Here is a 21,167-nt window from a genome sequence, read left to right as displayed (position 1 = left end):
TGACAGCGCGGGCCGCCCGGCGCAACCGCCCATTTGGTCACCGGATGTTGCCCGAATTCGACAGTTCCGGCCGCGCGGAGCCGGACCTTGACCGGCCGGCATGACCGGGATCACACTTGTGGGTCCGTCAATGGAGCGGGTTAACACCATTGGAGGTCGCATGTCCGATGGCGGGTCCACGGCCGACGAGGCTCGGCTGCACGCACTCGGGTACGCCCAGGAACTGCGCCGGTCGCTGTCCGGGTTCAGCAACTTCGCCGTGTCGTTCACCATCATCTCGATCCTGTCCGGCTGCCTGACCCTCTACGGGTTCGGCATGAAGACCGGCGGACCGGCCACCATGATCTGGGGCTGGCCGGTCGTCGGGTTGTTCGTCGTCGTGGTCGGCCTCGGCATGGCCGAGGTCTGCTCCAGCTACCCGACCGCGGGTGGCCTGTACTACTGGGCGGCGAAACTGGCCCGCCGCAACGCGCCCGCGTGGGCCTGGTTCACCGGGTGGTTCAACCTGGTCGGCCAGGTGGCGGTCACCGCGGGCATCGACTTCGGCGCGGCGCAGTTCCTCAACGCCTTCCTCGACCTGCAGTTCGGGTTCGCCGCCACCCCACCGCACACGGTCCTGCTGCTCGCGATCATCCTTGTGGTGCACGGGTTGTTGAACACCTTCGGCGTGCGGCTGGTCGCCATCCTCAACAACATCAGCGTGTGGTGGCACCTGTTCGGGGTGCTGATAATCGTTGGCGTGTTGGCGATTGTGCCGGACCACCACCAGAGCGCGTCGTTCGTGTTCGGCGAGTTCGTCGACCGGACGGGCTGGCAGACCCCGGTCTACGTGTTCCTCTTGGGACTGCTGCTGGCCCAGTACACGCTGACCGGGTACGACGCCTCGGCGCACATGACCGAGGAGACGCGCGGGGCGGCGACCGCCGGTCCGCGAGGGATTGTCACCTCGATCCTGGTGTCGCTGGCGGCGGGCTGGGTCCTGCTGATCGGCGTCACTTTCGCGATCCAGGACTACGGCGGCGAACTGGACTCGTCAACCGGGGTGCCACCCGCACAGGTGTTCATCGACGCGGTGGGGGTCGGCACCGGCAAGTTGCTGTTGCTGATTTGCGTTGGTGCCCAACTGTTCTGTGGGATGGCGGCGGTCACCGGCAACTCCCGGATGATCTACGCGTTCGCCCGCGACGGTGCCATCCCCGGGTCGCGCTGGTGGCACCGGATCAACAAGCGCACCCGCACACCGACGAACTCCGTGTGGCTGGCGGTGGTGGGAGCGTTCCTGCTCGCGGTGCCCTACCTGTGGAGCTACACCGCGTACGCCGCTGTGACATCGATCGCCGTCGTCGGCCTGTACACGGCCTACGTGATCCCGATCTACTTGCGCGTCCGCGCGGGCGACGCCTTCGAACGCGGCCCGTGGCACCTCGGCCGCTGGGGCCGTCCACTTGGGATGATCGCGGTGGTCTGGGTCGGGTTCATCTTCGTGCTTTTCATGCTGCCGCAGGTGTACCCGGTCACCTGGGAGTCGGTGAACTACACACCGGTCGCGTTCCTGGTCGTCCTCGGCGGGGCCGCGCTGTGGTGGGTGCTGTCCGCCCGCAAGTGGTTCACCGGCCCCAAAGTGCAGGGCACCGAGGCCGAGCTCGCCGCCGTCGAACGGGATCTGCGGTGAGATCTGGGAAACGGGAACCCCACCCACCGTCTTGCCGCGTTCACGCCGGTTAACAAATACTGACAACGTTCCACGCGGCAAGGAGAACCCCGCTCAACCATCCGGCGAACTCCAACGAGGGCTGGACAACCCGGAGACCCTGCACCGAGCGCCTCCCCCGCCCCAGGGGAACACCCGGCGACGGCGGTGGCCCACCCCCACCGCCGCGCCCTCCCCCAGCCAGCCCTCCTGGAGCCTGTCCCAATCACGGGGCTCCCATTGGCGTGGGGGCCACGGCCCACCGCACGGGTCCGTGGCCCCCACTGCCACCTCTCCTGGAGCCGGTCCGGTTGAGAAGCGAACCGAGCAGCCTGGTGGCGCCGAGTTGGCCTGTGGTCGGAACCGGTTCGGGCATGTCGCGGTCTGGATCCAGTCGGTTCGGGCAGCCTCCAGCCTGCCCGCGGTCAGGTCGAGCCAGGCCAGACAGTCCAGTTCAGGCCAAGCCGGTCCGTTGGGTCGAGCTGTCCTGGGTCGAGCTGTCCTGGTTCGAGCTGTCCTGGTTCGAGCTGTCCTGGTTCGAGCTGTCCTGGTTCGAGCTGTCCTGGTTCGACCGAGCGGGTTCCGCGGCGGATTCCTGGTCGTGTCGCCAAGGCCAAACAGGCCTCCCGAGTGGGCACCGCCCGCGTCGACGACTCCTGTGATCGAAGCCGAGCGGAGTCGCCACCCGACCTCAGCTCACGCCCAACCGCCAGGTAGCCACCTGCCACACATCCCCAGGTCACCACCACATCCCCCTCTCCGAGTTCACCCGTCCCAGCGACAGAAGTTATCCACAGGAGGCCCCCTCCGCTCCATCGTCCAAGATCTTTTGACAGACCCCGCCAGTAGACTGGCATCGAGGGCTGCCCCCGGGAGGGTGGGGGCCGCCCGTAGGGGGGTGGGGGTGGCTTGGCAAGTGGGTGGGGGTGGGTTCACCGGGACGTGTGGGGTGGACGGGGGCGGCGGTGGGTGGGGTGGGGGTGAGGGTGGGCGGTAAAGGGGGTGCGTGGGGCTGGGATAGTGGGGGGTGACGGTGAGGAGGTGCCAGGGTGGCGCACGGGGATGTCGGGCTGGAGCTGGGGACGCGGGTGGCCGGGGCGTTGCGGCGCGGGCTGGGCCTTGAGGTAGCTCCGGTGGACGCCGTCATTCGTCCGTCTGCGCGTGAAGGTGTTGACTACCAGTGCAACGCCGCCATGAGCCTGGCGAAGCGGGTGGGGAAGGCGCCGCGGGAGGTGGCCCAGGTGATTGTGGATCACTTGGACTCGGCGGACATGGTTGAGGCGCCGGAGGTGGCCGGGCCGGGGTTCATCAACCTGCGGTTGCGGGACGAGTGGTTGGCCGCGCGGGTCGGCGGGCTGTTGGGGGACGCGCGGCTCGGGGTGCCGGTCGTCGCGGAGCCGAGGCGGTTCGCGTTGGACTACTCGAGTCCGAACGTGGCCAAGGAGATGCACATCGGGCACGTGCGGTCGACGATCATCGGGGACGCGGTGCTGCGGCTGCTGCGGTTCAGCGGGCACGAGGTGACGCCGCACAACCACCTGGGGGACTGGGGTACGCCGTTCGGGATGTTGATCGAGCACCTGCTCGACGAGGGGCACGCGGTCGACGCGGAGATCAGTGACCTGAACCGGTTCTACCAGGAGGCGCGGCGCAAGTTCGACGCCGATCCGGGGTTCGTGGACCGGGCGCGGGCGCGGGTGGTGGCGCTGCAGGGCGGCGACGAGCAGACCCTCACGTTGTGGCGGGCGCTGGTGGACGAGTCGACCCGGCACTTCCAGCAGGTGTACGCGGTGTTGGGGATCGAACTGGCCCCGGCGGACGTCTACGGCGAGAGCTTCTACAACCCGTACCTGGACACGGTGATCGACGAGCTCACCGAGAAGGGTCTCACCGAGATCAGCGACGGCGCGGTGTGCGTGTTCCCGCCCGGGTTCACCAACCGGGAGGGCGAGCCGCTGCCGCTGATCGTGCGCAAGAGCGACGGCGGCTACGGGTACGCGGCGACCGACATGGCGACCACCCGGTACTGGGCCATCGAGCGCGGCATGACCGACCTGCTCTACGCGGTCGGCACCCCGCAGGCCCAGCACTTCCAGATGGTCTTCGCGGCGTCCCGGCAGGCCGGGTACCTCACCGACGAGCAGACGGCCGTCCACATCGGATTCGGCACCATCCTCGGCGAGGACGGCAAGACCATCCGGACCAGGGCGGGCGGGTCGGTGAAACTGGCCGAGCTGTTGGCCGAAGCCGTTGAGCAGGCCGCGAAAACCGTCGCCGAGCGGTCCTCTTTGGACGCCGATCGGCAGGCGGAGGTGGCGCGCGCGGTGGGCATCGGCGCGGTCAAGTACGCCGACCTGTCCAACGACCGCGAGAAGGACTACGTGTTCACCTGGTCGCGGATGCTGGCCAAGGAGGGCAACACGTCGGTCTACCTGCAGTACGCCAACGCCCGGTGCCAGTCGGTGCTGCGCAAGGCCGAGACCGCCCCCGGTGGCGACGTGCTGGTGACGGCCCCCGCCGAGCGGGCGCTGATGTTGCGGCTGCTGCAACTGCCCGCCGCGATCGCCACCGCCGTCGAGGGCTACGCGCCGCACAAGGTCACCGGGTACCTCTACGACCTGGCGTCCACCTTCACCACGTTCTACGACAACTGCCCGATCCTGCGGGCCGACGTCGCCCCCGAGGTCCGCGCGTCGCGGCTGGTGCTCACCAAGGTCACCTCAGACGCGCTCACCCTCGGGCTCGGCCTGCTCGGCATCGAGGCACCGCACGAACTGTGACCGGGTTGCCCTGTCCGGTTGGACCGGGCGCCGCGACCGGGTTGCGTCGCGCGGACGGGTTGCCCCGGCCGGAGGGCGGCGGCATGGTGGCCGGGTGACAATCGGCGAACAGGTCGTCCTCCTCGACGACGCGGGCAACCAGGTCGGCACGGCGGACAAGTACGCGGTCCACCACGACAGCACTCCGCTGCACCTGGCGTTCTCCAGCTACGTGTTCGACGGCGCTGGTCGGTTCCTGCTGACCCGCCGCGCCCTGACCAAGAAGACCTGGCCGGGTGTGTGGACGAACTCGTGCTGCGGGCACCCGCTGCCCGGCGAACCCGTCGCCGACGCGGTCGGCCGCCGGTTGACCGACGAACTCGGCCTGCCCGGACCGCACAAACTCGACTTGGTCCTGCCCGCGTTCCGCTACCGCGCGACCATGCCGGACGGAATCGTGGAGAACGAGATGTGCCCGGTGTACCGGGTGGTCGTCGACACCGAACCGGACCCCAATCCGGACGAGGTGGACAGTATTCGGTGGGTGGCGTGGACCACGCTGCTCGACGAGATCAGCTCGGGCGCGCTGGACCTGTCGCCGTGGTCGGTCCTGCAGCTCACCGACCTGATCCCGCTGGGCGACCCGGTGGACTGGCCGGTGGGTGACCCGGCTCACCTGCCGCCCGTTGCCCACTGATCTCGGCGGTTGTCCAGCCCCGGCGCACGAATTGCCTCTTTTTCGGCTGATCTCTCACCGATATGCCGCAATGCACGCGAATCACATCCCACGGCGGGCCGAAATTGCCTACCGTGGAATTGTGAAGATCCTCTTCAACAGCCTGCCCGCGCACGGGCACACCTACCCGCTGCTGCCGCTGGCCATCGCCGCCAAGCAGGCGGGCCACGAGATCAGCTACGCCACCTGGGACAACTTCCAGCCCACGCTGGAGAAACTGGGGTTCGAGTTCATCCGCGCGGGCGGCGACATGCGCGCCGCGTTCGCCACCGCCGCGGGCACCGAGGTCCGCTCGGCCAGCCAGTTCGACAAGGAGGAGTCGTCGGCCATCGCGCGCCGCGTGTTCGGTGAGGTCATGCCGCGGCAGACGATCGCCGACCTGCGGCCGGTCGTCGCCGCCCGGCGGTTCGACCTGGTCGTGTACGAGTCGGCCGCGTTCGGCGGCGGGATCACCGCGCGACTGGAGGGCGTGCCCGCCGTCAGCCACGGCATCACCAAGGGGACCGCGCTGGTCGAGGCGCTGGGCGAGTTCCTGCCGCCGCTGCTCGCCGAGCAAGAGGTCGACTTCGGCTTCACCGACCCGTACCTGGACATCTACCCGGCGTCACTGGTCGAGCCCGTCGCGGGCGGACCGCTCCTGGACCGGGTCCCGCTGCGGCCGGTGCCGTTCGCCGAGGGCGGCGCGCTGCCGGACTGGGTGGCCGACCACCCGGACAAGCTGATCTACCTGACCCTCGGCACCGCGTTCGGCAACCCGCGGGTGCTGACCGCCGCCATCCAGGGCCTCGCCGCCACCGGCCACCGCGTCCTCGTCGCGGCCGGACCGACGGTGTCCCTGGCCGACCTGGGCGACCCGCCGTCGAACGTCACCGTGCAGCCGTGGGTCCCGCAGGCCGAACTGCTGCCACACGTGGACCTCGTCGTGCACCACGGCGGCTCCGGCACCACGCTGGGTTCCGCCGCCGCGGGCGTCCCGCAACTGTTCCTGCCCCAGGGCGCCGACCAGTTCGACAACGCCGAGACGTTCACCGGCGCGGGCGCCGCCCGACAGCTCCTCGGCGACGACGTCAACCCGGACGCCATCACCGAGACCGCGAGCGCCCTGCTCACCGACGAGGCCATCGCCAAGGCCGTCGCGACCCTGGCGGACGAGATCGCGGACATGCCGAGCCCCGCGGACATCGCCGCGCGCCTACCCGAATGGGCTTAGCCCGATGGTGGTTGACCGCTCGCTCCGAGTGGTCAACCACCCCGGGTCAGTCCGTGCGGTTGCGCCATTGCAGGCCGTAGCTGAGGCCCTGTTGCAGGTCGTGGAACTCCAGGGCGATGTCGCCGACCCGGTCGATGGTGAGCTGGTCGTCGCCGGGTTCGAAGTCCTCGTAGGCCTTGGCGGGCAGCCCGTTCACCCGCCACACGGAGTCCGGTGGCGTCGCCGGGTCGAACCGGACCCGGACGGTGAACTCCTCGCAGCGGCGCAGCGGGGTGAAAACGTAGTAGGGGCGCATCCAGGAACGCGGATAAGCCGTGAACTTGATGCTGTAATCGTGGCGTTGGCCCAGGCTCAACGGGCTCGGCAATCGCACGATGAACCGGGTGTGGCTGGACGAAACCCGCTGTTCCTCGACGATCTCGCCGCCATACGCGATTTCCGCACGGATTTCCGGGCCGTCCGGTGGCATCGCCTGGTCGCGCGGCGCGCTGAAGGACAGGACCAGTTCGTCCAACTCGTCCACAGCGGCCACGATCTGGCGTTGCTCGGTCAGCGTCGGGACATCCAGGTCCAATCGCAGCGCGGCGCGCAGGGATTCGACATACCACCCGTCCGGGGAATACGAGCCGGAGCGCTGGTCGCGCATTCCGGCGTCGTAGAGCAGTTCGGCCAGCAGTTGGAACGCGCTGTCCACCCGGCGGCGGGCGGTGCGCGGGTCGCGGTCGAACCGGGTGGCCAGCCAGTCGATCCGCTGGTCGAGGAAGCCGCCGTCGGCCTCCTTGTGCAGGCCGAGGGCGGCGTCGGCGGCCAGGTTCAGATCCGACGGCAGCCGGGCGCCCAGGTGCGTCAACTTCAGCACCAGCTTGCGCCGGACCAGGGCCGGGTCGTCCAAACCGGTTATCCCGCAGGCCATCCGCAGCGCCGGGCCGACCCGGCTGTGCAGGTCGTCGGAGCGGACGCCCCGGCCCCGCCGGATCTCCTTCAACTCGGCGACGACATCGGCGATCTCGACTCCCACCCGGCCACCAGCCTTCCGCGCGCGCACGGTTGTTCCTCCATCCCAGGATCGCAGGGTGCCGCACCCCGTTACCAGTGACAAATCCAGCCCGACCCGGCGTCACCGGACAAATACCGGACACCATGGCAGGCCGGAAAAAGGGCGCCCGGCCCGGGGCTATTCACCCCGGACCGGACACCACCCCCTTGTCCCCCCGCTCAGTGGGCGCTCGCCGGGTTCCCCGGCAGCCCGGCGAGCGCCGCTCACACCAGCAACAACGCGTGCAGCCAACCGACCAAGTGGCTCTCCATGGCGCGACACACCTCCTCCGGATTTCGGGCAGCCTCCAGCCCGAGTCGAACAGCGGATTTACCCTCGTGCGGACCGGGTCAGAGCCCGAGCACCAGCAACATGCCGGAACCGAGCCCGGCAAGGAAAAGCCAGAAACCGATCCGCGCGACCGAGCCGACCGTCATCAACATCCTCATCCCGATCCCCTCCCAGGATCTCCCGCTCGCAGGATCAAGGATGCCCCTGGGACAACGGCGCCGCGATGACGTTTGGCGCGCTCAGTCCATGCCATTTGGCATGTCGCGGACGAAGGCGCGCAGCACGTCCGGTCGGGCGATCACGGTCTGCCTGCGGGTGTTGATGACGATGCCGCGGTCGCGCAGCACGGCGAACGCCCTGGCCACCGCCCGCAGCGAGGCGCCCACCCGGTTGGCGACATCCTGCTGGGTGAACGGGACACGCAGCGCGACGCCGGTGTCGGTCCGCACGCCGTAGGTGCGGGAGAGCCACAGCAGGTAGGTCGCGACCCGCTCGGTGACGTGCATGGTGGCGAAGTCGGCGCGGGCGTTCTCCGCCTCGCGCAACCGGGACGCCAACTGTTTGATCATCGCGAGGGCGACCGACGGGCGCTGGTCGAGCAGCGCGCCGAACTCCTGCGCGCGCAACTGCACCGCGGTCACCTCGTCCAGGCTCTCCACGTCGGCCGTGCGAACCCACCCGTGCAGGGCGGCGAGATCACCGAGGACGTCGCCGGGACCGCGGAAGGCGATCAACACGGTCTGGCCGTCCGCGCGGCGGGACAGCACCCGGGTCCAGCCGTGCAGCAGGACCAACACGTGGTCGGTCGGGTCGCCCTGGCGCAGCAGCGTCTCACCGGCGCCGAAGACCCGGTGCGGGCCCAGGCCGACCACGTGCGCGCGGTCTTCCTCGGTCAGGTAGGCCATCAGGGACTCGGCCACCAGGTCACTGGGAAGTCGCATGGGCCACCCTTCACCGCCGCCCGACCCCTGTGATCATGGCGGCCGGGCGCACGGTGCGCCACCGAGGCTGGACGATCACCGCGGTGACGAGCCGGGTAGTTCGGTCTCCATGGTGGATCTCCTCTCTGCTCGCCCGGGTTGGCCACCACCGACGGTAATCCGCCGCTGGGCGGACCGGCTCACCGCTCGGGCAGGTTGACCAGGTTCTGTCCACGGACCCGGTCATCCACAGTCATGTGAGCCATCCACAGGTCAGGCCGCCGCCCCCTTGACAAGACGCTTGTCGCGGTAGTTTCAGGAATGGGCCCCCGGCCCCCGGGTGGGCGGGCCCCTGCGTGCACCCGGGTGAAGCCAAAGTCAACCCCCCGGCGCGAGGTCCCCGATCGTGGGTCGCCTGCCACCGCAGGTCACGATCTACCGTTCCGACCAGCGGCTCTGCCCACTTGTCCACAAATGCGCCGGCTATGCACAAGCAGCCACCCGCCTCCCTTGACAGCTCGCGATTCGCGCTATGTTCAGGAATGGGCCCCCGGCCCCCGGGTGGGTGGGCCCCTGCCTGGACCCGGGTGAAGCCAAAGTCAACCCTGTGCCGGGTCACGATCCACCAACAGACTCGCGACCAGGAAGCCGCGAAGCAGTCACGTCCTGAGCACAGAAACCACCGCCAGAAGCCGCAGGGCAATCCCGTGCCAACGGCGACTCTGGCCAGTTGTCCACAAGCGGTACCGCTATACACAGGCAGCCAATCACCTCCCTTGACAGCCCGTGATTCGCGCTATGTTCAGGAATGGGCCCCCGGCCCCCGGGTGGGGGGGCCCCTGCCTGGACCCGGGTGAAGCCAAAGTCAACCCTGTGCCGGGTCACGATCCACCGGCAGTCCTCGCGACCGGAGACCTGCGAGGCGATCAGGTTCGGAGCACAGAACTCACCGCCAGAAGCCGCAGGGCAATCTCGTTTCAAGCGGCGACTTCGCCTAGTTGTCCACATGTGCTGCGGCTGTGCACAAGTAGCCATCCACCACCCTTGACAACCCGCGATTCGCGCTATGTTCAGGAATGGGCCCCCGGCCCCCGGGTGGGCGGGCCCCTGCCTGGACCCGGGTAGAACCGAAGTCAACCTGTGGCGGGTCACAATCCACTGACAGACTCGCGACCAGGGAGCTGCGAAGCGACTACGGCCTGAGCACAGAACTCACGACCGGAAGCAGAGCAATCCCGTGCCAAACGGCGACTCCGGCCAGTTGTCCACAAGCGGTACCGCTATACACAGGCAGCCGATCACCTCCCTTGACAACCTGCGATTCGCGCTACCTTCAGGAATGGGCCCCCGGCCCCCGGGTGGGTGGGCTCCGGGCCTAGCGTGGTGATCTTCGGTGTGGGGGGAGCGACACGCGGGTTGGGCTGGTGGTGGTTGTGGGGAACCTGTGGGGTGCGCGTTGACGTGGCGGTGCGGCGTGCTCAGATCGAGGGAATTCCGCGGCGGGGAGCGGCGTCGCCGGTCGGTTGGGCGGTATGTGGGTGGTGTGCAGAACTTCCGCGCCCTGGTTGGCGCCGCGGTGTGGTCGTCGGTGTTGGCCGTCGGGGTGCCGCGGGAGTTTGCGCGGGCGGGGGTGTTGCTGCGCGAGGGCGAGCCGGGAGGTCATGTGTTCGCCGTCGTGCGGGGGCGGGTTCTCATCACGGCCGACGGCGGGTTGGTGCTCTCCGTGCGGGGTTCTGGCGATGTGGTCGGGGAACTCGCGCCGAGTGTGTCGATTCCGCGTACGGCCACGGTTGTCGCGTTGGAACGGTGCACGGCGTATCGGCTGGCGACCACTGCTCTCGACGGCGTGCTCGGGAGGTACCGGGCGTGCGGGGCTGTGCGCGATTACCTGCGGGCGAAGTTGGTCGACGCCGCCGATCAGCAGGTGCGGTCGGCGCGGTTGAGCAGTTCCGCTCGGGTCGCCCGGCTGCTGTTGGAGGTGGTGGCGGTGGCCGATGGGGTCGACCCGCGGGTGCCGCTGTCGCAGGAGGCGGTGGGGCGGGCGCTGGGGATGGCGCGCAGCACGGTCGCCGAGCAGGTCGCCGCGTTGCGCCGCAGTGGTGCGCTCGCGGCCGGGCCGCGGTTGGTCGTGGGCGATCCGGGCGCGCTCGCGTCGGCCGCCGGGTTGCCCGCACGCTAATCGTCCGCCGCCGGACGGTCGACTCCGCGCGGGGTGCGCATCCTGTGGTGGCGTCCCGTTCGGAAGGAGCCAGCCGTGACAAGCCACACCGAACTGCCGCCCTACCGCGCGATTGTGGTGGTCGACGTCAAGGACTTCGCCGGTCGACACGGCCGCGACCACGCCGCGCTCACCCGTGCCGTCCCGGTTTTGTTGCGGCGTGCCATGGACAATTGCGGACTTGGTCGAGAGTGGACTCGCGCCGCCGTGAGCACGAGCACCGGCGACGGCTGGGTTCTCGCCGTCCGCTCCGGTCTCCTCCCCCGGCTGCTCAACCCGCTTCTGCCCGCGCTGCAAGACGTCCTCGCCGCGCACTCCGGTGATCCCGTTCGCCTGCGTGCGACCGTCCATGTTGGACCATTGACCGGTGGGACGTCGATCGCCGCCGGGAGTGGCGCCGCTCGTGTCCAAGCGCACCGCCTGGTGGACGCGGAACCCGTCCGCGCCCTGCTGGCGCGCTCCGGCCCGGCCACCCGCCTCGCCGCCGTCGTGTCCGAACGCGCCTACACCGACGCCGTCCTCTCCGGCTACTCCGGCGACGCCCCCGAGCTGTACGTGCCGGTGCCGGTCCAGGTGAAATCCTTCACCGAGACCGCGTACCTGCGAGTCCCGGTGCCCTCCGGCATGTTGCTCACCCACGGTTTCCTGCCGTGCTGCCGGTAAACGGCTCTCGCCCGGGACGCGGTGAGCGACCCGGGCGAGAGAAGTGGGGCTACGCGGTCAGGTCGTACACGGTGGAGTTGCCAACCGTGGTGGACTTGAAGTTCGCGGCGACCCAGGTGGCGATCTCGGACGACGATGACCCGGAGCGACCACCCATGCCGCCCATACCGCCACCGGCGACGAAGTAGTGGATCTCGCCCGCCGCGACCTCCGCCTTGAACTGGTCGAGGGTGGGGGCGTCGTCGGTGCCGCTCCAGCCGCCGATGGCGATGACCGACTTGCCGGACTCGAGTTCCAGCGTGGACGCGGTCTGGGCGCCGGAGATGGCGGCGGCCCACTTCGTGGTGGTGGCGGACAGCAGCGCGGTCAACCCCGAATCGGCCGAGCCCTCCATGCCGCCGCCACCGAACGAACGACCGGAGCCGCCGCCCATCGCACTGGCGGTGGGCCCGGAGGTCGGGATGGACCCGGTGTGCGCTTGACCGGCGGTGGACACGGCCCAAGCGGCGCCGCCCAGTCCCAGCGCCAGCACCAGCGCGGCGACGAACACGGCCAGGGCCCTGCGCAGCGTGGGCAACCCGACCACCAGGAAGGTCGACACGAGCACGCCGACGACCAGGACCACGAACCGCAGCCAGGGCAGGAAGTCCGAGGAGCGGGAGAGCAACACGAAGTCCCACACCGCGGTCGCCATCACCATGGCGGCGAGGAAGGCGCGCGGGCCGAACGCCGACCGGCCGCGCCACAGCTCACGACCACCGATGGCGACCAGGGCGGCCAGCGCGGGCGCCATCGCGATCGAGTAGTACGGGTGCGTGGTGCCGCCCATGTAGCTGAACACCAGGCCGGTCACCAGGAGCCAGCCGCCCCACATCAGCAGCGCGGCGCGGGTCCGGTCGGTGCGCGGCGCGCGGCGGGTGAACCACAGACCGGCGACGAGCGCGATGAGCGCGGCGGGCAGCAACCAGGAGATCTCGCCGCCGAACGACGAGTTGAACATGCGGGTGATGCCGGTCGAGCCGCCGAAACCGACGTTGCCGCTCATCCCGCCGCCACCACCACCACCGCCACCGCCGCCGTTGCCCTCGCCGCCGAGGACGCGGCCAAGACCGTTGTAGCCGAGGGCGAGTTCGAGCAGGCTGTTGTCGGTCGAACCGCCGATGTACGGGCGGGCGCTCGCGGGCCACAGCTCGACCAGCAGGACGAACCACCCTGCCGAGACGACCATCGTCACGACCGCGCCCAGCAGGTGCAGCGACCGGCGCAACAGGTTGTACGGCGCGGCGACGAAGTACATCAGCGCGAAACCGGGCAGCACGAGGAACGCCTGCATCATCTTGGTCAGGAACGCGAACCCGACGAGCGCGCCCGCCCACAGCAGCCACTTGGGCTTCTCCAGCGCCCGCACCACGCAGTACGCGGCGGCGACCAGCAGCAGCACCAGCAGCGCGTCCGGGTTGTTGAACCGGAACATCAGCACCGCGACCGGCGTCAGCGCGAGCACGGCGCCCGCGAACAACCCGGCGACCGGACCGTTGGTGCGCTTGACGGTCAGGTACAGCAACCCCACCGCGGCGACCCCCATCAGGGCCTGCGGGGCGAGGACGGTGAAGCTGGAGAAGCCGAACAGCCGGGTGAAAGCCGTTGTCACCCACAGCGCGGCGGGCGGCTTGTCGACAGTGATCGTGTTGCCCGCGTCGAGCGAACCGAAGATCCAGGCCTTCCAGTTCTGCGTGCCCGCTTGGACGGCGGCGGCGTAGAACCCGTTGCCATAACCGGAAGCGGTCAGGTTCCAGAAGTAGAGCAGCGCGGTGGCGAACAGGAGTCCCCACGCGGACGGGCGGATGAAAGCGGGTTGGGTAAGAGGTCCACGCGCGAAGCGGGCGAGTCGACTGGGTTCCGCGGTCGCCGAGGTGGGCGTGGGCGCCGGGGGCGAAAGCAGGGCGGTCATCGGGTTCTCCAAAACTCAGACGTGCACGGGAACGCGGGGGACGGCGGTGGCCTTGATGGTCTTGCCCGCCTTGCGGGACCGGGACCGCCACATCCGGGCGACGCCCTTGAGGTCGGTGATGGCCGTGGCGACGATGTCGACCGAGGAGTCCGGGTCGTCGATCCAGTCGACCGGGACCTCGTAGGTGCGCAGGCCGCCGCGCTGGGCCAGGATCAGCAACTCGGTGTCGAAGAACCAGCCGGTGTCCTCGACCAGCGGCAGCACCGCGCGGGCCGCGTCCGAGCGAATCGCCTTGAACCCGCACTGGGCGTCGGAGAACCGGGCACCGAGCACGGTGCGCAGGATCAGGTTGTAGCTCCGCGAGATGAACTCGCGCTTGGCGCCGCGCACCACCCGGGCGCCGCGGGCCAACCGCGACCCGATCGCCACGTCCGAGTGGCCGGACAGCAGCGGCGCGACCAGGGCGGCCAGCGCGGCGAGGTCGGTGGACAGGTCGACGTCCATGTAGGCCAGCACGGCGGCGTCGGACGCCAGCCACACCTGCTTGAGCGCGCGGCCGCGGCCCTTCTGCTCCAGCCGCACCACCTCGACCTCGGCGATCTCGGCGGCCAGCCGCCGGGCCACCTCCGGGGTCGCGTCGGTGCTGGCGTTGTCGGCGATGGTGATCCGGAACCGGTAGGGCACCGACACCGCCAGGTAGGCCCGCAGCGTGCGCACGCACGGCTCCAGGTCGTCCTCTTCGTTGTAGACCGGGATGACCACGTCGAGCACGACCTGGTCGTCGTCGTTGAGTCGTCCGCCCGCCGGGGCCGTCTGGAGCAGGTTCGCCGTCATGTCCACAACGATCGGCGGCGCCGCTTTGGCCCCGTTGTGGCCGACCTATGCGAAGCCTGTGCACCCGGCGGGCGTGACGCGGCTCACCGCAGCAGCATCGGCAGTCCGAAGTGGTCGAACAGGGCGTACCCGAACGTGGTGATCTCGGCGATCCGCTCGCCCTCGACCCGCAGCACGTCCAGTTTGAACGCGCGGAACTCGCTGTCCCCCGGCCTGCGCAGGTAGCTCGCGGCGGCGGGCATCCGGTTGGCCGCCGTGGGCACCAACCGCCAGTCGCCGTCGCGGTCGGGTCCGAACCCGCGGTCGAGCAGCGTCGCGAGCCTGCCGCGCCCGTCGAACACCAGCGGGTTGGGCGGCATGGTGACCCGGATGTCCTCTGCCGCGATGGCCATGGCGGCCGCCGCGTCGCACCGCTCGTGCGCGTCGATGAACCTGGCCAGCAAATCCCGCTCGGCCGCGCTCGGCTGCCTGGCCGCCCAGTCGTCGCGGTGCGACGGCAGGTGCTCGCGCAACGTCGCCCGAGCCCGCTGCACCGCCGAGTTCGCCGCCGCGACACTGATGTCCAGGAGCCTGGCGGCATCGGCGGCGGGCATGCCGAGTACCTCCCTGGCCAACAACACCGCCCGTTGCCGGGGCGGCAACACCTGGAGCGCCACCAGGAAGGCCAACTCCACGGTCTCCCTGGCGACCGCCGCGACCAGCGGATCCTCGTCGAGCTCGCGGTCCGGGAACGGGGTCAACCAGGCGACCTCGGTCCGGGCCCTGGCGGACCTGGCCTGGTCGACGCAGACGTTCGTGGCGATCTTGTACAGCCACGCGCGGGTGTTGCCGCCGTCGAAGGTGTCCCTGTTGCGCCACGCGCGCAGGAAGGTCTCCTGGACGGCGTCCTCGGCTTGCTCGTAAGAGGCGAGCATGCGGTAGCAGTGGACGTGCAACTCGCGTCGGTACTGCTCGTAGGTCACTTGGACGAGTACTGCACAGCCCACGCGTTGCCGTCGGGGTCCTCGAAGAAGACGAACGAGTTGAAGTCGGCCCCATCCGGGTCCGGACCCGGCGTCATCACACCGTCCACGAAGTGCTGAACCCCCGAATGAGCGACCCCCGCCTCGGTGAGCTGCCGCGCCGCCACGTCAATGTCCTTCACCACGAACTGGCACCCCTTCACCGACCCGGGCTCACCACCACCGACCCCCTGCCCAAAGACGATCGAACACGCGGAGCCAGGAGGCGTCACCTGCACCACCCGGAAGTGGTCCCCCGCCCGGTGGTCGACATCGAGGGTGAACCCCAGCTTGTCGGCGTAGAACTCCTTCGCCCGATCAACATCGGCGACGGGGACGATGACGACCTGCAACTTCCAGTCCACGGTGAACTCCTCTACTCGGGGCCTCGCGGCCATCTTGGTACCCGTACAACGCAACCGCCCCCACAAACTCATCGGTGTCACGATGAGTTCCCGCTGACCAGCGGAAACCCTGCGCCAGAGCTGCTCGGTGGCCGAACCACCGCCCCTGCCAACCAGCGAAGCCGCCAACGCCCCAGCGAGCACCGCCACCGGCGACGGCGACCCACGGCTCAGCCCCGAGCGAGCCGGCCCCGATCCCAACGCCCCTCCACTCGACCGACACTTTCCTGCCGAGTTATCCACAACGCCCCCAACCATCCCCTGACCTCACCAGCTCCCCCCGCCGCCCGCCCAGCACCGGTAGACTGGCACCGGGGACGCCCCCCGGAGAGGGTGGGGGCCGGGCTGCGCCCGGGGGATGCACTAAGAGGCTGGGCGTGGGTAGAGGCTACGGGCGGGTCTTATGTGGGAAGTCTCGCGAGGCAGGTAAGGGCCGCGAAGGCGCGGGTGGCGGCGGGCGTGGCGTTCCCAACGACGGCGAGTCGGTGGTAGCCGTTGGCGAGCCAGGCCACAGCGGTGTCTCCCGACTTGGTCGGATGTCGGCGCGATGACGTTGCGGACGATGCGATCAGCCATCGGCGGGGTTCACGCACGTCGTAGGCATTGTCGGCGCGGAATCGTCGCTCGGTGGCGTGGCACCGCCTGGACGAATGAACGTAGGGCGTGGTGGGAGTTGCGGTTGGCCGCCGTGGCGCCGATCAGCAGCGGCAATCCAACTCGGTCCAGACGTGGATCTTGGAGCAGGGTTCGGCCCGATCAACGATCCCCTTTCGTCGCCCGCACCGAAGCGGCGTCGACCACCGCCCAGTCGACGAGGCCCTGTTCACCGGCACGATCCAGGACCGCCCGGTGAATGCGACCGCCGAGGCCAACCTTGGTCCAGTCGGTGAACCGCCGATGTGCCGTGCCCCCGAACGAACGCGGCAACATCCGCCACGCATACCCACTGGTCACCACGAACACGATCACGATGAACACCGCCCGATCACCCAACAGCGCCGTCCCACCACCCCGCGGACGAGCCGCGAACCCCGGAATCCACGGCTCCACAACTCATCCGGCACCAGCCGCGACGACAAACCCCTCCGCACCGATGATCATCCAGCGTCAAGATCAACCACGCGAAGCAGGAACTCAGAGGTGCCCACAACCTTCGATCCGACCCACCCCTACCGCCGAGTTATCCACAACACCCCCACACATCCACCACACTCGCCAGCTTCCCCCGCCGCCGCCCAGCACCGGTAGACTGGCACCGGGGACGCCCCCCGGAGAGGGTGGGGGCCGGGCTGCGCCCGGGGGGGTGCGCTAAGAGGTGCGGGGGCAAGAGGACGAGGTTGGGAAGAGGGTGGGGGTTGAGGCGCGGGCGTAAGAAGTGGGGCGACGGCAAGAGGGGGTGGGGTAGGGGTGGGTGGGGGTAAGAGGTGGGGCGACGGCAAGAGGGTAGGTGGAGGTAAGAGGGCGGGTGGGGCGGGCGCATCAGGGGGCAGGGGTCAGGCGATGGACCAGAGGTCGTTCGGGAAGGTGAGGGGTCCGGCTGTGTTGGTGGCGGCGAGGTCTTGGCGGGTTTGGGTCAGGACGGGGTCGGTGGCGGGGAGGGACGCGGCGCGGGTGGTGGTGAGTTCTTCGAGGATGCTGATGGCTTCCTGGAGGTTGGTGCCGCTTTCGTCCACCGTCATGGCGAGGCAGCGGGCCAGGACGTGGTGGGCGCGGGAGGTTTCGGGGGTGGCGTACCCGAAGGCGTGGCGGAAGGCGGGGGTGGCGATGCGGAGGACGTCGACGGCGTCTTCGAGTTGTTCCGGGTCGCCGAGGGCGGCGGCGCAGGTGGCCATGTAGTAGTAGGTGATCAGCAGGTCTGGGTGTTTGTCGTCGTGCAGGATGCGTTGTTGGTCGTCGCAGACTTCGGTGAGGTGGTCGCCCGCGGGGTCGATGGGGCCGCGGGCGGCGTGGGCGAAGTGCAGGTGGGCGCGGGTGCGGAGGAGCTCGGGGTCGTCGGCGGCCAGGAGGCGGGACTGGCGGGTGTGGATGTCGTCGAGGTCGTCGGCGACGGTGCGCCAGCCGAGGGTGCGGGCCTTGACCAACACGGCCGCCAGGCGGTCGCGCAGGGTGTCGGGCGACTCGGCGCGGGCGCGGTTGGGGGCGATGGGGTAGCGGTCGGCGGTGCGGGTGCCGCGCTTCTGCGGGCGGGGCAGGCCCGCGCTGGTCATCGCGGCCAGCAGGTGGGTGTAGACCTCGTCGATGGTGAGGTGGTCGCCCGCGTCGGGGATGCCGGTGTCGAGGACCCGCAGGAGTCGGCCGGTGAAAGCGGTGTGCGGCTCGCCGGGGAGGACCAGCGAGACCCGGTTGCTCTCGGTTGACGTGAGCAGGTAGGTGCCGTCGATGGCGAGCTGGCCGACGACGGCACCCGCCGGGTCGGCCAGCGGCTCGCCGAGGGCGCGGCCGGAGAAGCAGCAGTCCAGGATGACGATCTTGGTGGCGGCGGGGCTGTCCAGCACCCGGTCGCGCAGCGCGTCGTAGGGCAGCGAGCCGAACGAGGGGTGCTCGTAGTCGGTGCCGGGCATACCGAGGTACAGCTCGTGCTTGCGGCCGACGATGCCGTGGCCCACGTAGTACACGAGCAGCACGTCATCGACCCCGTGCATCGCCGCGGTCAGGCCCGTGCTGAGAGCGGAGAGGTCCGGCTGGTCGAGCAGGACCGTCGGGGCGAGGTCGGCGAAGGCGCGGGCCAGGTCGGTCAGGCAGCGCGGGACGACCGGGATGTCGGGCAGCCGGGCATCGCGGTAGGACGATGTGCCGATGAGGACGGCGCGGGACGACATGTTCCCCCTCCGGAGCGGGGGGTGCCGGTCCCCCGCGTCACGCCTGCTTGTGCTGGCTGATCCGGAGCAGGTTGCCCGACGGGTCCCGGAACGCGCAATCGCGCACGCCGTAGTGCTGGTCCATCGGTTCCTGGACGACCTCGGCGCCGGTGGCCGCGACCGCGGTGAAGGTGGCGTCGCAGTCGTCGGTGGCGAAGATGGCGCCGCGCAGCAGGCCCTTGGTCATCAGGTCGTGCAGCGCCTTGGCGTCCTCCGGCGAGGTGTTCGGGTCGGCGGCCGGGGGCTCCAGGACGATCTCGATCTCGGGCTGGGCCTCCGGGTAGAGCGTCACCCACCGCATCCCCTCGAACGAGACGTCGTTGCGGACCTTGAGGCCGAGCGCGTCCCGGTAGAACGCCAGGGCGGCGTCGTGGTCGTGGACGGCGATGAACGTGTGCGACAGAGTCAGTGCCATGTGGACCACGCTACGAGGCGCCGCCGCCGTTCGCTTCTCCGTTCCTGACCGATGAGCGGACCGGCCGGGTCAGCCGCTTCGCGTAGCAGGCCGGGATGACCTCGGCGACGGAGTGCTCGCGGGCCCGGTACGCGCTGGGCGTCTCCCCCACGAGTTCGGTGAACCGCGAACTGAACGAGCCCAGCGACGAACAGCCGACCGCGAAGCAGACCTCGGTGACGCTCAGGTCGCCGCGGCGCAGCAGGGCCTTCGCGCGCTCGACGCGGCGGGTCATCAGGTACGAGTGCGGGGTCTCGCCGAACGCGGCGCGGAAGCTGCGGGCGAAGTGCCCGGCCGACATGTGCGCGCCACGGGCCAGCGCGGCCACGTCGAGCGGCTGCGCGTAGTCACGGTCCATCCGGTCGCGGGCCTGCCGCAACCGGACCAGGTCTTCGGTCGGCACCGGCACAGCATCCCATCCCGCGGTGGCACCCGACTGAGCGCAATGGCCCACGTCACCACTCGACAAGCCCGGATTCCGGATTCCCAGTTAGTAGGAGCCCTCTTTCGGCTGTATGTCGGCGGCTAATAACCCACTACCTTCGGCGGCGCCCACGAGGGAGGGAAACATGCGCAGAACTGTCCGCGGCGCTACCGGCACCGCACTCGCCTGCGTCACATCTCTGCTGATCACCGGGGTTGCCGCAGCGGCACCTGCCCCCGGTTCGGCCGGGATCGGCGACCCCTACTACCCGAATGCCGGAAACGGCGGGTATGACGTTTCGCACTACGACATCCGGCTCACCTACCAGCCCGCGACAGATGTCCTGGCGGGCACGACGACCATCACCGCGACCACCACGCAGGAATTGTCCCGATTCGACCTCGACTTCGGGTTGAAGGTCACCTCGGTGCTGGTGAACAACGTCCCGGCCACGTTCTCGGCGAACGCGGCAGGCGACGGCGAACTGATCGTCACCCCGGCCAAGTCGTTAGCCAAGGGGCAGTCGATCACCGTGGTCGTCGCCTACTCCGACCGCCCGTCCACCGTCCAGATCGACGGCGAGAACGGCTGGACCAAGCTCCCCGACGGCGCCCTGGGCGTCAACGAACCGCAGAGCGCCGCCTGGTGGTACCCGTCCAACGACCACCCCACCGACAAGGCCACCTTCGACGTCTCGGTCGAGGTCCCCGACGGCGTCGCCGCGCTGTCCAACGGGACCCTGTTGCGCACCAGCAAGACCCGCGCCGGGTGGACCCGCTGGTCGTGGCGCAGCACCAAGCCCCAGGCGACGTACCTGACGTCGCTGGAGGTCGGCAAGTTCGAGGTCAACCAGCAGGTCAGCCCGGACGGCAAGCCGTTCGTCACCGCCTACAGCGCCAACCTGGGTGACACCTACGGCGCCGCGAAGGCCAGCATCGAGCGCACCCCGGAGATCCTGGACTTCCTGTCCAGCCAGTTCGGTCCCTACCCCTTCGAGGCCGAAGGCGGCGTGGCGACGACCGGCATCGGCTTCGCGCTGGAGAACCAGACGCGACCGGTGTACGGGTCGCGCATCTTCGCCTTCGGCTCCAACGCGTCGGTGGTCGCGCACGAGAACGCGCACCAGTGGTTCGGCGACAACGTGTCGGTCGGCCGGTGGAGCGACATCTGGCTCAACGAGGGCTTCGCGACCTACGCCCAGTACCTGTGGTCCGACCACGTCGGCGAGGGCACCCCGGCCGAGCTCGCCCAGTACGTCTACGACCTGCACCCGGCCGACGACCCGTTCTGGCAGGTCCTCCCCGGCGACCCCAGCCCCGCCAAGCAGTTCGACGGCGCCGTCTACGACCGCGGCGCGGCCGCCATCCAGGCCCTGCGCACCCTCGTCGGCGACGACGCGTTCTTCACGATCCTGCGCACCTGGCAGCAGACCCGCGGCTACAGCACCGGCCGGATCAGCGACTTCACCGCGCTGGCGGAGAAGATCTCCGGGAAGCCGGTGTACTCGCTGCTGCAGACCTGGCTGTACACGGCGGGCAAGCCCGCCGTCGGCCCGAACGGCGCGACCGCCCGACTGGCGGCCGCCAAGGAACCCAAGTCCTACAAGGAGATCCGCACTGCCCTCGACTTCATCTCGGGCAAGCTGAAGTAGCTCGGGGCGGTCCACGCACGACAGCGGGCGGGCACCCGGTCAGGGTGCCCGCCCGACTGTCCTCAAG

At 69.7% G+C, this 21,167-nt stretch carries 15 protein-coding genes and 2 pseudogenes; 7 read left to right on the top strand and 10 right to left on the bottom strand.

The features are described from left to right. Positions 1 to 160 precede the first annotated feature (160 nt). From H504_RS0119730 to H504_RS0119715, 4 genes are all read left to right on the top strand, one after another. The gene (locus H504_RS0119730) at positions 161 to 1,672 is read left to right on the top strand and encodes an amino acid permease (protein ID WP_026424173.1); all 1,512 of its coding nucleotides are present in this window, start codon (positions 161 to 163) and stop codon (positions 1,670 to 1,672) included. A 1,067-nt stretch (positions 1,673 to 2,739) separates the two neighbouring features. Further along, positions 2,740 to 4,470 (top strand): arginine--tRNA ligase, encoded by a 1,731-nt coding sequence (argS, locus tag H504_RS0119725; protein ID WP_026424172.1) that lies wholly within the window; start codon positions 2,740 to 2,742, stop codon positions 4,468 to 4,470. Positions 4,471 to 4,564: 94 nt separating this feature from the next. Beyond that, positions 4,565 to 5,146 carry an isopentenyl-diphosphate Delta-isomerase gene (idi, locus tag H504_RS0119720; protein ID WP_026424171.1) on the top strand — a complete coding sequence of 194 codons (582 nt, stop codon included), beginning with the start codon at positions 4,565 to 4,567 and terminating at the stop codon, positions 5,144 to 5,146. A 121-nt stretch (positions 5,147 to 5,267) separates the two neighbouring features. Continuing rightward, positions 5,268 to 6,395 (top strand): glycosyltransferase, encoded by a 1,128-nt coding sequence (locus H504_RS0119715; RefSeq protein ID WP_026424170.1) that lies wholly within the window; start codon positions 5,268 to 5,270, stop codon positions 6,393 to 6,395. A 46-nt stretch (positions 6,396 to 6,441) separates the two neighbouring features. Here H504_RS0119715 and H504_RS0119710 read toward each other — a convergent pair whose 3' ends face one another. Together H504_RS0119710 and H504_RS0119700 are read right to left on the bottom strand one after the other, a co-directional pair. Continuing rightward, positions 6,442 to 7,440 (bottom strand): hypothetical protein, encoded by a 999-nt coding sequence (locus H504_RS0119710; protein WP_245614370.1) that lies wholly within the window; start codon positions 7,438 to 7,440, stop codon positions 6,442 to 6,444. A gap of 521 nt (positions 7,441 to 7,961) precedes the next feature. After that, positions 7,962 to 8,663 carry a Crp/Fnr family transcriptional regulator gene (locus H504_RS0119700; protein WP_035304992.1) on the bottom strand — a complete coding sequence of 234 codons (702 nt, stop codon included), beginning with the start codon at positions 8,661 to 8,663 and terminating at the stop codon, positions 7,962 to 7,964. Positions 8,664 to 10,185: 1,522 nt separating this feature from the next. Here H504_RS0119700 and H504_RS0119695 point away from each other — a divergent pair. Together H504_RS0119695 and H504_RS36025 are read left to right on the top strand one after the other, a co-directional pair. Next, positions 10,186 to 10,821: a Crp/Fnr family transcriptional regulator gene (locus H504_RS0119695; RefSeq protein WP_245614369.1), complete on the top strand. Its 636-nt coding sequence runs from the start codon at positions 10,186 to 10,188 to the stop codon at positions 10,819 to 10,821. Positions 10,822 to 10,896: 75 nt separating this feature from the next. Beyond that, a complete protein-coding gene (locus H504_RS36025; RefSeq protein ID WP_051386049.1) occupies positions 10,897 to 11,523 on the top strand; it encodes a hypothetical protein in 627 nt (208 codons plus the stop codon). Between the two features lie 49 nt (positions 11,524 to 11,572). On the opposite strand, the gene H504_RS0119685 is transcribed toward H504_RS36025, so the two are convergent. The 8 genes and pseudogenes from H504_RS0119685 to H504_RS0119650 all read right to left on the bottom strand — a co-directional run bounded on the left by H504_RS0119685 (position 11,573) and on the right by H504_RS0119650 (position 19,428). Then, complete coding sequence (locus tag H504_RS0119685) at positions 11,573 to 13,474, bottom strand: glycosyltransferase family 39 protein (protein ID WP_026424166.1); 1,902 nt, start codon at positions 13,472 to 13,474, stop codon at positions 11,573 to 11,575. A gap of 81 nt (positions 13,475 to 13,555) precedes the next feature. Further along, positions 13,556 to 14,308 (bottom strand): annotated as a pseudogene (locus tag H504_RS36020) (dolichyl-phosphate beta-glucosyltransferase); the annotation flags it as partial. 83 nt (positions 14,309 to 14,391) lie between these two features. Continuing rightward, on the bottom strand, positions 14,392 to 15,270 hold the full coding sequence (locus H504_RS36015) for a sigma-70 family RNA polymerase sigma factor (protein ID WP_245614367.1): 879 nt from the start codon (positions 15,268 to 15,270) through the stop codon (positions 14,392 to 14,394). After that, complete coding sequence (locus H504_RS0119670; protein WP_026424165.1) at positions 15,267 to 15,674, bottom strand: glyoxalase superfamily protein; 408 nt, start codon at positions 15,672 to 15,674, stop codon at positions 15,267 to 15,269. Before H504_RS0119670 ends, H504_RS36015 begins: the two co-directional genes overlap by 4 nt. Positions 15,675 to 16,114: 440 nt before the next feature. After that, positions 16,115 to 16,804 (bottom strand): annotated as a pseudogene (locus H504_RS44075) (transposase). A 402-nt stretch (positions 16,805 to 17,206) separates the two neighbouring features. After that, positions 17,207 to 18,532, bottom strand: a complete 1,326-nt coding sequence (locus tag H504_RS38850; RefSeq protein ID WP_051386047.1) for a caspase, EACC1-associated type — start codon at positions 18,530 to 18,532, stop codon at positions 17,207 to 17,209. A gap of 37 nt (positions 18,533 to 18,569) precedes the next feature. Beyond that, the gene (locus tag H504_RS0119655) at positions 18,570 to 18,986 is read right to left on the bottom strand and encodes a VOC family protein (protein WP_026424164.1); all 417 of its coding nucleotides are present in this window, start codon (positions 18,984 to 18,986) and stop codon (positions 18,570 to 18,572) included. 10 nt (positions 18,987 to 18,996) lie between these two features. Continuing rightward, positions 18,997 to 19,428, bottom strand: coding sequence for a helix-turn-helix domain-containing protein (locus H504_RS0119650; RefSeq protein WP_026424163.1), 432 nt, complete (start codon positions 19,426 to 19,428; stop codon positions 18,997 to 18,999). A gap of 166 nt (positions 19,429 to 19,594) precedes the next feature. On the opposite strand from H504_RS0119650, the gene H504_RS0119645 reads away from it, so the two are divergent. Beyond that, entirely contained in the window at positions 19,595 to 21,100 is a 1,506-nt protein-coding gene (locus H504_RS0119645; RefSeq protein WP_026424162.1) for a M1 family metallopeptidase, read from the top strand. Positions 21,101 to 21,167 lie beyond the last annotated feature (67 nt).

The sequence above is a fragment of the Actinokineospora inagensis DSM 44258 genome (assembly GCF_000482865.1).
Lineage (GTDB): Bacteria > Actinomycetota > Actinomycetes > Mycobacteriales > Pseudonocardiaceae > Actinokineospora > Actinokineospora inagensis.
The sequence above is the reverse complement of the archived record's forward strand: the minus strand, read 5'-3'. Positions and strand labels throughout refer to the sequence as shown.